The 13,541-nt window shown below is 31.2% G+C and carries 10 protein-coding genes and 1 tRNA gene; 9 read left to right on the forward strand and 2 right to left on the reverse strand.

Annotated features, from left to right (window positions below):
• The first annotated feature begins 158 nt into the window (after positions 1–158).
• The 6 genes from B5D11_RS02245 to B5D11_RS02270 all read left to right on the forward strand — a co-directional run bounded on the left by B5D11_RS02245 (position 159) and on the right by B5D11_RS02270 (position 9,186).
• Positions 159–2,192 (forward strand): phage tail tape measure protein, encoded by a 2,034-nt coding sequence (locus B5D11_RS02245; RefSeq protein ID WP_078681428.1) that lies wholly within the window; start codon positions 159–161, stop codon positions 2,190–2,192.
• 177 nt (positions 2,193–2,369) lie between these two features.
• Positions 2,370–6,275, forward strand: coding sequence for a distal tail protein Dit (locus B5D11_RS02250; protein WP_078681429.1), 3,906 nt, complete (start codon positions 2,370–2,372; stop codon positions 6,273–6,275).
• A 13-nt stretch (positions 6,276–6,288) separates the two neighbouring features.
• Positions 6,289–7,386: a phage tail spike protein gene (locus B5D11_RS02255; protein WP_078681430.1), complete on the forward strand. Its 1,098-nt coding sequence runs from the start codon at positions 6,289–6,291 to the stop codon at positions 7,384–7,386.
• Positions 7,387–7,723: 337 nt separating this feature from the next.
• Positions 7,724–8,020, forward strand: a complete 297-nt coding sequence (locus B5D11_RS02260; RefSeq protein WP_078681431.1) for a hypothetical protein — start codon at positions 7,724–7,726, stop codon at positions 8,018–8,020.
• Positions 8,021–8,039: 19 nt separating this feature from the next.
• The gene (locus B5D11_RS02265; protein ID WP_078681432.1) at positions 8,040–8,828 is read left to right on the forward strand and encodes an N-acetylmuramoyl-L-alanine amidase; all 789 of its coding nucleotides are present in this window, start codon (positions 8,040–8,042) and stop codon (positions 8,826–8,828) included.
• 52 nt (positions 8,829–8,880) lie between these two features.
• Positions 8,881–9,186: a hypothetical protein gene (locus tag B5D11_RS02270; RefSeq protein ID WP_078681433.1), complete on the forward strand. Its 306-nt coding sequence runs from the start codon at positions 8,881–8,883 to the stop codon at positions 9,184–9,186.
• A gap of 464 nt (positions 9,187–9,650) precedes the next feature.
• Here the strand turns inward: B5D11_RS02270 and B5D11_RS02275 are convergent, their stop codons facing one another.
• Positions 9,651–9,884, reverse strand: a complete 234-nt coding sequence (locus B5D11_RS02275; RefSeq protein WP_078681434.1) for a hypothetical protein — start codon at positions 9,882–9,884, stop codon at positions 9,651–9,653.
• Between the two features lie 256 nt (positions 9,885–10,140).
• Between B5D11_RS02275 and B5D11_RS02280 the strand changes: the two genes are divergently transcribed.
• From B5D11_RS02280 to B5D11_RS02290, 3 genes are all read left to right on the forward strand, one after another.
• On the forward strand, positions 10,141–10,449 hold the full coding sequence (locus B5D11_RS02280; RefSeq protein WP_078681435.1) for a hypothetical protein: 309 nt from the start codon (positions 10,141–10,143) through the stop codon (positions 10,447–10,449).
• Between the two features lie 193 nt (positions 10,450–10,642).
• Positions 10,643–10,888 (forward strand): hypothetical protein, encoded by a 246-nt coding sequence (locus B5D11_RS02285; RefSeq protein WP_078681436.1) that lies wholly within the window; start codon positions 10,643–10,645, stop codon positions 10,886–10,888.
• Between the two features lie 182 nt (positions 10,889–11,070).
• Positions 11,071–13,113, forward strand: coding sequence for a toprim domain-containing protein (locus B5D11_RS02290; RefSeq protein ID WP_180376941.1), 2,043 nt, complete (start codon positions 11,071–11,073; stop codon positions 13,111–13,113).
• Positions 13,114–13,309: 196 nt separating this feature from the next.
• Here the strand turns inward: B5D11_RS02290 and B5D11_RS02295 are convergent.
• A tRNA-Leu gene (locus tag B5D11_RS02295) sits at positions 13,310–13,394 on the reverse strand.
• Positions 13,395–13,541 lie beyond the last annotated feature (147 nt).

Consider the following 13,541-nt stretch of genomic DNA (forward strand, 5'->3'; position numbering starts at 1 on the left):
GGAAATGTGGACTACAAAACAGCTTATAATATGCCACTTTCGGCTCTACAACTAAATGTAAAAATCTTAAGCGATTGGCTTAATACAGAAAATAATAACAATGATGAAGATGATGCGATGAAATTATTCAGACCATTGTAAAAGGAGGTGAGGGAAAAATGAATATAGAAAAATTTATAATTGGAACTGGTGTAATAAACATAGTTGCAAAAACTGATTCTCTCACTAACAGTCTTAAAAAAATAACTGGAGAAATACAAGCAGGAAAAATTGGTATTGATTTAGGCACACAGATAGCTTCCGGAATTGGTAAAGGATTAATGGGGGCTGGAGCAATAATAACTACTGCTGTTGGATACAGTGTGAAAAAAGCAATAGATGTAGAGAAAGAAATGGCTATAGTTAAATCCCTCGCTTACAGCGAAGATAAAAATAAGATGGAGGCAGATATTAAAGGTGTAGAAAAATTTGCTAAAGAAGCAGCTCTAAACTCCCCTTTTAGCAAAATAGATAATATAAAAATGTCGCAAGATTTATTAAGACTCGGTTTAAGTGGAGCAGACATTAATAAAATAGGAAAGTCTATGATAGATACAACAATAGCAATTGGAGAAAAAGCCCCGGCAGAAGTTGCAGAGGCCATAGTATCTTACACACGAGTTTGGGGCAAAAATACCGAAGAAGCAAAACACTACGGGGATGTAATTACAAAAGCTATGAATGAGACAGCTTTAGGATTTTCAGATTATCAAGAAGCTATGAAATATGTTGCCTCTACATCTGCAAAGTACGGAATGTCCATAGAACAAACAACAGCTCTATTAGGAACACTTGCTGATAAAGGTTTAAAAGGAAGTAGTGCTGGAACAGGTATAAGTTCCGTAATGACAAATGTGTATGCAGGTGGTAAAAAGCAACAAAAGGCACTTGATATGTTAGGTATAGACGCATATGAGAATGGCAAACAGAAAGATTTTATAAAAATTTTAGAAGAAATGCAGAAAAAATATACGAAATTGAATGATGAGCAAAAGAACCAAGTTGCGTTATATCTTGCTGGAAAAGAACATCTAAAGAGTTTTGATAAGATGATGCAAACTAATGTAGAAACGATAAAACAAAATATTACAGCGTTACAACAAAGTAATGGAGAAAGTAATAAACAATCAGAATTGAATCAAAAAAATGTTGCTATGCAAATGCAAATATTAAGAAATAATATAAGTAATTTTGCTGAAGAATTTGGGAAGTTTTTACTACCAACAATAAATAAGGTTTTAGAGAAAATAACACAAGTTGTTAAGAAAGTAAATGGATGGTGGGATAAACTATCAGATAGTAAAAAGGAAGGAATAGTTAAAACAATTACAGGACTTGCAATAGGTTTAACAACTTTAGGAGGAGCTTTATCTATATCAGGTAAAGTGATGACTTTAGTTACAACATTTAAGACATTAAGTACAGCAATATCTGGAGTAGGTGGAGCTTTGAAAATAATCCCTCTTCTCACGAATCCTGTTGGTTTAGCAATTGCTGGAATTGGGCTTGCGGCATTCCTTGTAATTAAGTTTTGGAAACCTATAAGTGGTTTCTTTAAAAAGTTATGGGGCGGTGTAAAATCAGTAACAAAAACACATATACCAGAAATTCTTACGGTTATTATGCCTTTTGTCGGTTTACCATTACTAATCATCAAAAACTGGGATAAGATTAAAGGTAGTTTTAGCAATATATTTGGACATATAAAAACAGGTGCTAAAAATCTTGTAAATACAGTTGCAACAGATTTCAAAAATGCATCCTGGGGAGAAAAGTTGGTATGGACACTTAATCCATTCGCTTATCTTGTAGAAAAGGTAATTAAGAAAAATATAAAAGCTACAAAAGAAGCATGGGAGAGTTTTGTAGGAACAGTAGAAAATTTAAAGGAAAAAGTAATAGCTCCTTTCAGAGCAATCGCAGAATGGATACAAAGAATTTTGGAAAAGTGGAATAACTTTAAAAATAGTTTTAGTTTACCACAAATAAATATACCTTTTGTTGGCAATGTAGTTGGCGGAAATAGTAAAGAAAGCAGTAAAACCACTAATGTTACTGTAAATAACAAAAATAATATCAGTAATAACTACGACTACAACAAATTTAATACACAAACACAAAGAGATATACGCCGTGGATTGTTTGCTTGGTAGTTGTAGCAAAAAAAGTCCCGCAGAGCGGGACTATACATAACGGAACACAATCAGGGAGATTTAATCATCTCTTTTTTTATGCAGAAAAACATAGCTCATAATTTTCTTCCGTTGAGAATAGTTACATATCTCTTTTATTTTTTATTTGAAATTTTAAAAAACGTGAGGTGATGCATAATGGAAATAAGACCAGCATGGCAAAACAGTGCCTTTATAATAGAATTAAGTAATGGAACACAATGGAATAGTTGGCAAAACGATGTCATCATAGAAGCTAAAAGAATACCTGTTTTTGCAAATATAGAAGAAAATCAAGAAAAAATGTTAGGGCAAGATGGATTATATGATTTTGGAACAGAATACGAAAATGCAGTTATAGAACTAGATGTAGTTGTTAGAGCAGATAGTATAGATAATAGAATAGCAAAAGTAGCTGAAATAGCAAGATTATTAAATCCAAAAAACGGATTTCAGAAAATGATTTTTGGAGATAGACCAGATGTTTACTACATGGTTAAAGTAAATAACACTATGCAACAAGATTTAACAAAACACAAAGACTTATCTTATTTTACCATTAGCCTTAATGCACATCCTTACGCATATAAATTAGGCACTTCTGTAACTTTTACAGGCAATGGAACAGATGGTATAGAAATGTTAATAGAAACAAAAACAGATGCAGATGCTCCATTTCATCTTGAAATTGGAGGTAATTTAGAAGTAAAAGCTCCAGATTTTTGGGATTTAAAAGACGATTCTAAAAACGTAATTCCTAATCCACGCTTCCAACTAAATAGTAATGGAGATGCTGTAAAATGGAATGTATCACAAGAATATAATAGCGAAGAAGAGTTTTATAGAGAGTTTGGATATGTAAAAGAATATCCTGTTTATTCAGATACACAGGTGGACTTCATAAATAAAATTAAAAACGGGATTTATTTGGCAGAAGAATTTAAGATAAAGATAACTTATGCTGCTGATACAAACGGATATTTAGTAAGGTCTTATCATTATTTTATCAATAACTATGAGGTATACACCACAACGGAAACAGTTTATAACACAGATTGGACAGCACAGGCAGAATATACAGATAGTAAAATAGCAACAGATGTAAATTATGTATTCAAAACTCTACTGGCTAACAAAATCCAAGCACCAAGCTGGACAGATTATTTGGTACACCAGAATTTAACAAAAGGTACTGAATATCTAAAAGGGAAAGCTGATACGAATTTCTTCCAGAATGAAATAATAGAAAAGAAATGGAAGATTATAAATAACAATCTAAAAGTTAATGATTTAAAATCCGGGAATATAACAATAAAAGAATTTGGTATTAGAAAATATACAACAGATACAACTATTACTACAGATATTGTTGTAAATAATGTGCTGGTTTATAGACGTTTTTTCAAAATAGTAGCTATAAGCATTGCTAATGCTCCTTTTGAGGATTTTGAGTTCTTTATAAATAAATGGAGTACCTACTATAAGGGAGTGCTTAATCATTTTGGATTGACTTTTGCCAATGGAACTGACTTACTAAACAAAAACATGATGATTTTTACAGGGAATGTCTACTCTTACAAAGAAGCAAGTAACACTTATAATCCATTGATTGTTAATATTCCATTATATGAACAGTACTGGAGCGTTGTAAATAATGTAATTCAGAGCAAAGAGGTAACTAATATCCCTGCCGAAGATATTACTAGTGTTATTGTACGTTATATGCCATATATGATTTTTTTAGGAATTTATAGATATGTTTATGTAGTATTTGTTAAAACTAGCGATGGTAAAATCACAGCAGTTTATCAAAAAAATAATATCAACTCTGTAGAGCCTTGTATTGCAGATGTTTGCACAATGTACGGAATAGATAAAACAGCATTAACTTCTACTGATTATCCAGCAATTGATACAAATGGAGGACACACAGATTTTGCGGATCCAGTTGCTTGGGAATATACAGTTATTAACAAGGCGATACAAGGTAATCCAATACAAATTGAGGACACTAAAGTAGTAACAGATATGCCAACTAAATCTAATGACTATTTTGAGCCGGAACATAAGCTACCTGTACCTGCACAAAACCAAAATACAATTACTGTATCTTTTACAGAGCAAAAACTAATGCAAATACCACACAATGCTATAACATTTAACCTTGCTCCTTACTATGCAGAGTTTGAGAGCCGATACAGATATGTTTATAGCGATGTAATTGGATTAGATACGCTAGATAAGGATTATGTATTATCTGCTTATTTGAGAGATAATAGAGGAAAATTTGGATTAATAATATTAGATAATAACGAAGTCTTTAAGAGAGTTGTGTTAAGAACTCCACAGGATTACACAGATTGGTCAAGAGAATACTTTACAGAAAACTTAAAAGCAGAAGATAAAAAAGTCATTGTATTTTTTGAGGCTGTAAATACTACTCGCGAAACAGATACTTTAGTTATGGAATTTGCTCTACCACAGCTTGAGATATTCCCATTATCCGATTTTACAGAGAACGGCACATTATATAGTTTGGAAACACGAGCTAGAAAAAATTTAATAGATAACGCTGGATTCAAATTTAGTAATGACGGAAGAATGGACAGATGGGGCTGGACAGATAATTCGGCAGGAATGATTACTAAACAATACACCGTAGCAGATTTACCAAAGGACTTGAGTGGTAAAAGTTTAGGCTATGGTGTTGTGGAGGTTACTTGTGGGGATAATTCAACAAACACCTACTCTGCATACCTTTCACAAAGCATCCAAAAAGTAAAACCTAATACAACATATACTCTATCTGCTTATTTAAAAGAAAATGGAGACACAACTACTCTAAAAGCTAAATTAACTATAATCCAGAAAAACGCTAATAGTGCTATCATAGATGCCAAAACTAAAGAACTTACACTTACTACGGCATGGTCATTGTATAGCCACACTCTTACTACAAAAGCTGATGCGACAAGCATTGAAATAAGGATAGAAGTAGAGAAAAAAGGATTTGCACTAACCTCCCCTGCAGTTATAAAAATTGGAGCTATACAATATGAGGAAAATAGCATGGCAACATATTGGGAGGATGATAATTGGGAAACTGAATATTTAGTTGCAAGTAAAAACTTATTGTATAATCCAACCTTTGGAGCTACAGCTGGGGAAAACCTACCTAATGGATGGGATAAAGTAATAGATAGTCCTACAGGCATAGCAAATACAACAATAAGCTTAACAAAAGCTACTGTGGTTGGAGGTATAGAGAGACCAGCAGTACGCTTTAATTTTAATGATGAAATTGACGATAACGTTGCAATATGGTTAAAGAATAAACCGTTTGCTGTTAATGAGAATAGATACTATGCTCTATCATTATATTGTAGAGCCAAGAATGTAGTTAATGATTTAGATATAATAGCTCATACAATCAAGATTAAAACATCTTATATAGATACTAATGGCGTAGTTATTTCAGAATTCATAGAAGAACCTAACTTGATACAATCAACAGATACATGGGGAAGATACCATATAAAAGGTTCTGGAAATAATCAAGCCCCTGTAGGTGCTGTAAGTTGTGTTGTAAGTATTGGAGTTACTAAACTTGATTATGTAGGAGATGGAGCATATGCTGAATTTGCCTGTATTCAGGTAGAAGAAGTAAGTAACTGGGATAGCAATATGACAGCATGGGAAGATAACTATACCTTTACTGTTAAGCCGCCCGAAGAACATAGTGTAATAAAACCTGTTTATATCCGTAATCCACGTATTTACAAGGCAGACGGTACTTTATTCTTCAAATTAGATGCTACTATTCTAAATACTGAAAAAATAGTAATTGATACTGAAAAATATCAAGCCTATGTAACTAAAGAAAACGGAACAAAGATAAATATTCTCGATGATGTATTTATCTATATTTACAATAGATTAGATAAGCAGATATTAAGCACAGACAAGATGTATTTGAGATATGTGGATGATAGTGGATTAAATGAAAATACTCAAGAGCCAGTTGCGGTTTCGGTGAAATTAGACTGGACAGCAAGGACATTTTAGGGAGGTGGTCTTTATGGATATTAAAAGTGCTGTATTTAAAGATAGTAACAATAAAATACTCTTTATAGCAGGAGCTATAAAAGATGCGCAGATACAAGAAAGAGTGGGAAACCACTCTTTTTTAAATATAACAGTTGTTAAAGACCTTCCCCCCTTCTTTCAACAAGATACAATCATAGATGCAGAATATGTAGAATTATTTGATGAGAGATTACAAAAGCAGAGAAAATATAAAATTAATACAATAGAAAGAGAAATGAAAGCCACGAAATTTGTAGAAACAATAGAAGCAGAAAGCACTAATTATGCTATGTATAATAATAAGTATGTAAGGCTAAAATTGACAGCAGGAACTACTCTTAAGAGTGCTTTATTATCCGTCTTATTCAGAGACGGATTTTTTGATTTCAGAAATAATATTGGAATTGTAGAACAGGATGCAAGTATTGGGATTGCGGAAGAAAAGGAATACACAGAACAGCCATTACTAGAAGTTTTGGATGATTTACAAAAAATATTTAACAGATACCTTATCATAAGTGATGATGGGCAAATAAATTTTTATAAATCTATTGGTAAGACAGTAGATGTAAATTATGTCTACGGACTTAATTTTAAAAATATAAAGCAGAAAATAGATAAGAACAAGGTAGTAAAAAGAGTTATTGGGAAAGGAAAAGATAATACAAGCTTTACTACTATAAATAATAGTAAAGATTATGTAGAAGATGGATTTATATTGAATGGGAATTTTGGAGTTTTTGAGGAAACAGAATTAGAAAATAAACATGAGCTATTAAGAAAAACAAAAGAAGAGTTAAATAAGTATAAACAACCTGTTTTAAGTTATGAAATAGAAACTAATTTTATACAGGTTAACACTAATATGCAGATTAATGAGATATTTAATGTAGCTGATACAATTAATATATACAATCCTTATTTTTCTACAAATAAAATACAGCAAAAAGTTGTTGAATTAACATATAATCCGTTTTATCCATGGAAAAATCCACAGATTGTGTTAGGAGAAAAACAAATACAGCTCGTAGAGTTTTTACAAAGTGCAGTTAAAGATATAAGTAAAATCAAAAGAAGTATAACTTCTTAATTGTTTACAAACTGTTAATATTTAAAATGTCCGGTTTTGAAAAAATCATCTACTATGATAAGTAGATAGAGTTATTAAGAGATAAGAACAATAATATTACTGCTCTTGACTGTAATAAAAAAAGAGTCTTATTATTACTACTTATGACGGCAAAGTATTTGTTGCATTACCTTGCAATCTATTGCATGGCTTAACAACACAATCTGCTCCGTTAGAAGTAGTCTTAAAACTCTTTTTACTTATTATTTAAAAGTAGTTGCATAGTCTCTTTTACATTATACTAATTAAACCTTATTGTTGCTTTATCTCTCAAAAAAACGACAGCGAGGTGGTGCATATGGAAAACTGCAAAGAATGTATATATATAAATAATCTAACAAATAAACTTGAAAAACTCGAGCAAGATGTATCAGAATTAGAAAGTAAAGTAAATAAAATAGAGACAGAGAATGCAGTTAGCAGAGAAAAAATAGACTCTATCTGTGCATCTATTGTAAGGATAGAAAAATCTATTGAAAAAATAGCTGAAAAAATTGAACAAAGAGACCAACGACCAACACAATTATTATGGAGTGTTCTTGGAGGGATAATTGTGGCATTAATAACAGTTGGTCTTAAATTTTTTGGTAAATAACAAATGGAGGTGATGCTTTATGGCAAAAGTTTATTTAGACCTTGGGCATGGCGGTAGCGACAGCGGAGCTTGCGGGAATGGTCTGCAAGAAAAAAATATTAATCTAAATGTTGGATTATATGTAATGAAGTATTTACAAGCGTCTGGTATTACTTATAAGGCTTGCAGAACAGCAGATAATACTGTAGATTTAATGCAGAGATGTATAGATGCAAATAGATGGGGAGCAGACTTATTTATTAGTATCCATCACAATGCTGGCGGAGGTAAAGGCTTTGAAGTATACCATTCAATTTATTATGGAAATGGTACTGTATTTGCAAAAATTTTAGCGGAAGAATATAAAAATATTGGACAAATTCCACACGGGGCTGGCGTTATGTCTCGAAAAGGTAGTAATGGAGATTATTACTGTGTTATTAGAGAGACATCTATGCCAGCAGTAATTTCGGAATTTGGATATATAGACAGTGGAGATGTAAATAAATTTAATACAGACGCAAAGCAAAAAAATGAGGCAAAAGCTATAGCAAAAGCTATATGCAGATATTTTGGTGTAACATTTAGGGATATTGATGCTCCAGCAAACAATGGAACACTTTACAGAGTTCAGGTTGGTGCTTATTCTATAAAATCTAACGCAGATAAATTACAAGCAGAGCTTAAAGCAAAAGGAATAGATTGTTTTGTTAAACAGATAGGTAATCTTTATAAAGTGCAATGCGGTGCTTATAGTGTAAGAGCTAATGCTGATGCAATGGCTAACAGATTAAAAAGTCTAGGATACTCTTGTTTCATAACTCAATAGTAAATCTTCTCTTTATCTCTCTCAATATAAAAAAAAAGAGAAGGTGGTATATATGGTATTAGATAATTTTATAACTTGGGAATTTATCGCAAGTTATATGGGGACCGTTATTGTTACAATGTTAATGGTTCAATTCTTTAAAGAACTTCCTTTTATAAAATCAATACCTACAAAATATTTTGTTTTTATAATTGCACTTATAAATATTGTCGCAACAAATGTGGTTACAAAAACATTTTTAATATCAAACTTGTATTTAATGATTATTAATGCTATTCTTGTTGCTTTTACAAGCACTGGGACTTATGACTTTACTGTAAAAGCAGTAAAAGTAAATATAAATAAAAGAGATGAATAATACTCCGCCCTTAATGGGCGGATTTATTTTTTTGCATAAAAATATACTATACTTAAATAAAGATATGTAGGTGATTATCACTGTTGCTAAAGGAGATAAATAATTTAGTATTAATTTCCACTAATACTAATTAATTGTTATTAATTCCTATTAGTTTCTATTAATACGAACTAATCTTAAAAACATCCTCTAAAAACCAAATGCGTTTTTAAAACCATACAGTCTTTAGAAGATAATAATAGATATATTACCTATTTAGAGGAAAACAGATTAATGTAAAGTTATTTTAATATAATCATCTTTGATAACGTATTTTAGTCAATAAATCATGTTTTTGGCTATTTGTATAATTCGCATTATTTTTATCTATTCTTAAATCTAAACATTCTTAAATCCATCTTTTTATCTTCATCAACATCACGTTGACCTTCTTAAAAAATAAAAAGAGGTCTTTCGACCTCCGACTATACTAACGGGATAGCAAATTCCAATACTGCCTGTCCTATCCAACCTAAAACTGATGGTATCTTTTTGCTTACTGTTTTTACTCCGCCCTTTGTTGCATAGCTTAAATTTACGGTATCTATAACTCCCTCTCTTACTCTATTTATATGGTACATGAAGCCATCTCTACATTGTACCAATTTAGTATCTACTATTCTACCTCTGCACGTTGTCTTATCCATAGTTTTTATCATATACATCATCTCCATTTCTTATCCATAGGATTATCTATTTTTACTAGCTGTCTTACACATAGGTTTAACAGCACATTTTACTCCGTTGTTGATAGTTTTTTATTCTTTTTTTCTACTATATTTTATATCTATATTATACCATTCGAGTAATTTCGAGTCAATTTTTATGCAAAAAATATTGCAAGAAAAACTTGACTTTATATTTCATCTTTTTTTAGTATATATATAAAGATAAAGAAAACAGAGGTGATGCGATATGAAAAAAGAAAATGGAATCTGGACACTTGTTACTCCAACTTGTCATGCTGCACTATTTGATATTGCCAAGGGGAGGAAGACACCTGCAACAAAAATAGTTCTAAATATTATATATAATAAAATGCCGGAGCAATTGGAAGATGATTATACATTCAGCACAGATGGAGCTAAAAAGATAGTTATAACTTTAAATGATAAGGAATATGAGCGTATAACAGAGCTTGTGCAAAAAGAAAATGTAAAACCAAGTAAATTTTTAAGAATGGTTATTTACACCTACTTAAAACAAGGTGGATATATAGAGTAAAATTAGACTTTGTCTGTACGATAGTGCTATTATAATCTCAAGAAAAATATTTCAAAAAATTTTGTAGAAATACTTGATTTTACAGAAAATCATTTACTACTATGTATACAGGATAAAGAAAGGCGGTTACTCTACCGCCAATACATAGAGTTAGAAATAACTCAATTTTAAAAACAAAAAGGAGTGGTGCGATATGAAACGAATTATAAATGATAAAATCTATGATACTGATAAAGCAACGTTAATTATTACTGATGATAATGGTACAAAATACTATGTGACAGCACGAGGGGCATGGTTTGCGGTGTATGATGATATGTCAATGCGAGATATGGATGATTGTATGATGATAGATATATTGACTAATGTGCAAGCTTATAATCCAGTAGCAACAGACATATTATTACAGTATTTTGCAGATTTTTTACAAGAGGCTTAATTTAAAGCCTCTTATACATAAACCACAGCTCATAGCAGTAATGCAGTACATATCTGACCTGACCAGTCAGATTAAAATATAACATAAAAGGGAGCGTGGTACGTATGAGAATATTTAAAGATCAAATTGAAACTTACAATAAGATAATAAACAAATATAATACTATCTTTAACGGAGATAAATTGGATTTTAACTCTATTGTAAATAGTGCGGTAGCAGAACTACTTCAAAGCGATTTTGATTTTAAAAACCTAAAAAACTATAACTACTATACAAAAGGTAGCAATAGTTGGGCATATAAATATGTAAAACTAAATTACGATTTATGGAAACAAATCGCAGAAAAATTGGATTTTAAAAACCTTCCTAAAAATATTCAGGAAGATAAAATAGATAACGTTGTTAACACTGCTCTATCCAAAGCAACTGACCTGAAGTGGAGATTAAGAAAAGAAGTCATAGATGCTTGGGATAAAGAAGATGATAAGGATATAATAGACTGGAAAAAGGCGATAATAGACAATAACGGTTGGACTATAGATAAATTAATGCGTGTGTTAAAAGCTATCGGAGCAGTACAAAATCTAAATGACTATCATGATAAATCTGTAGGTAAAATATATCAAACAAAATGTCCATTGTGTGATAAAGAAGATTGTCGAAATACAAGACACGTGGACTGGATAATAGATAATGGCAGTATTCCATACTATAATTGTATAAAATGCGAAGAGAAAGGTACTATAATAAAATTATTAAACGAATTACATTATGTAAAATTACTAAATGGGATAGATGCAGTAAGCTTTATTTATTCTGTTCTGTACTCACACGGTAAAGTAGACCTAACAAAAAATGTGAGGAATGATGTAGAAGTAAAAAAAGCAAGAGAAGAAAGACAGAAGGAAGAAGAATTAAAAAGAGAAAAGGCTGGATGGTTAGCGGAACAAATTTTGGAAGAATGCACAAAAGATAACTGGTATCTATTCCGCAAAAAATTTAAAAAAGAAGATTTAGGATTTGATGTATATTATAGAGATTTTAATATGTCAGAACTACAGGATAAAGATGCTAAATATTGGAGTAATGTGTTTCGAGGTTGCTGTATATATGCAATTAAGGATGATAGAGGTAATATAATTGGTTTAAAAGGAAGAAGGACAGGTAAATTTATAGCAAAAGGAAAGATAAGAGATAAAGAAGAAGATATATTAGAAATTGTAAAGGAAGATGAATGGTTCAGTAAGCAAAAGAATGAGTTAGTAAAGAAATTAAAAATAAATCTAAAAGACACAAAAACAGATGATACCTTATATTTATTATATAAATATGTAGAAAATCCTTGGGAAATTGATAAGTTGGTAATTGTTGAGGGAGAAAAAGATGCTTTAAGAATAGCAAGCCAAAATATTAAAGGTGTTGCAGTAGTAGCAAGTTTTGGATGTGCATTAAAGGATAAGCAAGTAGAACTTATAAAGAAGTATTTTAATAGCACATTACTAAAAAAGGATATAGAAATAGTCCTTGTATACGACAACGATGTTGAGGGAGCAAAGGGAAATATAAGAGCTTACAAAAAACTAAAAAAAGCAGGATTTACAAATATCGTATTTGGAAACTATGTGAATGATAAATATAAAGATGCAGGGGATATGTACTGGAGAGATATGCATACGGCTAAAATGCAGCTTATTATACCTCTTGTTTATACTAATTTAACGATAAAAGACTATGTAAAGAGATGTAAGGAAAGAGGATTTGATATAGATGAAGAAATAAAAGGATTAGATGAGTTAAAAGAAGCGAGAATAGAAATAAAAAATAATGAAGCTAAAGATTTTTGGACTGCACAAGCAGAAGAATGGAAAAAAGAGAATGATACTATCTCTAACGCAGAACAATTAGTAGAGCAACCAGAAGAAATCACCTTCGACATCAATGCGGAAAGAACAGCAGATTGGTTCGCCACATTAATTAAACTTGCGGAAAAAGAAGCTGGTAGTTTTGTAATAGATATAGATGCAGAAGTAGCAAGTTTGCAGGAAAATGGTAAAGAAGAATGGTTTAAAGAATTTATGAGAAGATACGGAGAATTACCTTACAATATTTTACTAATAGTTGCAAAAGTGGAGGCAAAAATAAAAGCAAGAGAGATGTTGTTAGCGAGATTCAGAAAACAAGCAGTTGTAGATGATGCCGCGAATGATAATTATATCCCGTTTTAAATAGTTTAACCTACCTTTTTAGGTAGGTTTCCTCTTTTATCTAAACAATTTTGATGATATAATAGATAATGCATCAGATTTTTTAAAAGATATAACAAAATAGCCCCAAAAAACCGCATCAGATTAACGATTTTTGAGACTTTATATGAAGCATATTTATTCATTAAAAATGAATAAATAAAGATAAGATTTTTGATGGTGCCGCTGGTCGGATTCGAACCGACACGCCCGGTGGGCAACTGATTTTGAGTCAGCCAAGTCTGCCATTCCATCACAGCGGCATAAAATATTAGAAAATAATTAAACAATCTTTATACATTATTTATACATTTATCAGCAGTTACCAATAAGTGGGATTTTGAGTCGAGTGCGTCTGCCGTTCCGCCACATCGGCAAAAATTACATAAATAATACTAACATAGTTTAAA

Origin of the sequence: Clostridium sp. USBA 49 (assembly GCF_900167505.1) — a bacterium.
GTDB classification, from domain to species: Bacteria; Bacillota; Clostridia; order Clostridiales; family Clostridiaceae; genus Clostridium_AT; species Clostridium_AT prolinivorans.

What these genes read in the sequence shown, in the direction of transcription:
- B5D11_RS02270 (WP_078681433.1), top strand. Translation starts at nt 8,881, where the DNA reads ATGGTATTAGATAATTTTATAACTTGGGAATTTATCGCAAGTTATATG.
- B5D11_RS02245 (WP_078681428.1), top strand. Translation starts at nt 159, where the DNA reads ATGAATATAGAAAAATTTATAATTGGAACTGGTGTAATAAACATAGTT.
- B5D11_RS02275 (WP_078681434.1), bottom strand. Translation starts at nt 9,884, where the DNA reads ATGATAAAAACTATGGATAAGACAACGTGCAGAGGTAGAATAGTAGAT.
- B5D11_RS02265 (WP_078681432.1), top strand. Translation starts at nt 8,040, where the DNA reads ATGGCAAAAGTTTATTTAGACCTTGGGCATGGCGGTAGCGACAGCGGA.
- B5D11_RS02255 (WP_078681430.1), top strand. Translation starts at nt 6,289, where the DNA reads ATGGATATTAAAAGTGCTGTATTTAAAGATAGTAACAATAAAATACTC.
- B5D11_RS02285 (WP_078681436.1), top strand. Translation starts at nt 10,643, where the DNA reads ATGAAACGAATTATAAATGATAAAATCTATGATACTGATAAAGCAACG.
- B5D11_RS02280 (WP_078681435.1), top strand. Translation starts at nt 10,141, where the DNA reads ATGAAAAAAGAAAATGGAATCTGGACACTTGTTACTCCAACTTGTCAT.
- B5D11_RS02250 (WP_078681429.1), top strand. Translation starts at nt 2,370, where the DNA reads ATGGAAATAAGACCAGCATGGCAAAACAGTGCCTTTATAATAGAATTA.
- B5D11_RS02260 (WP_078681431.1), top strand. Translation starts at nt 7,724, where the DNA reads ATGGAAAACTGCAAAGAATGTATATATATAAATAATCTAACAAATAAA.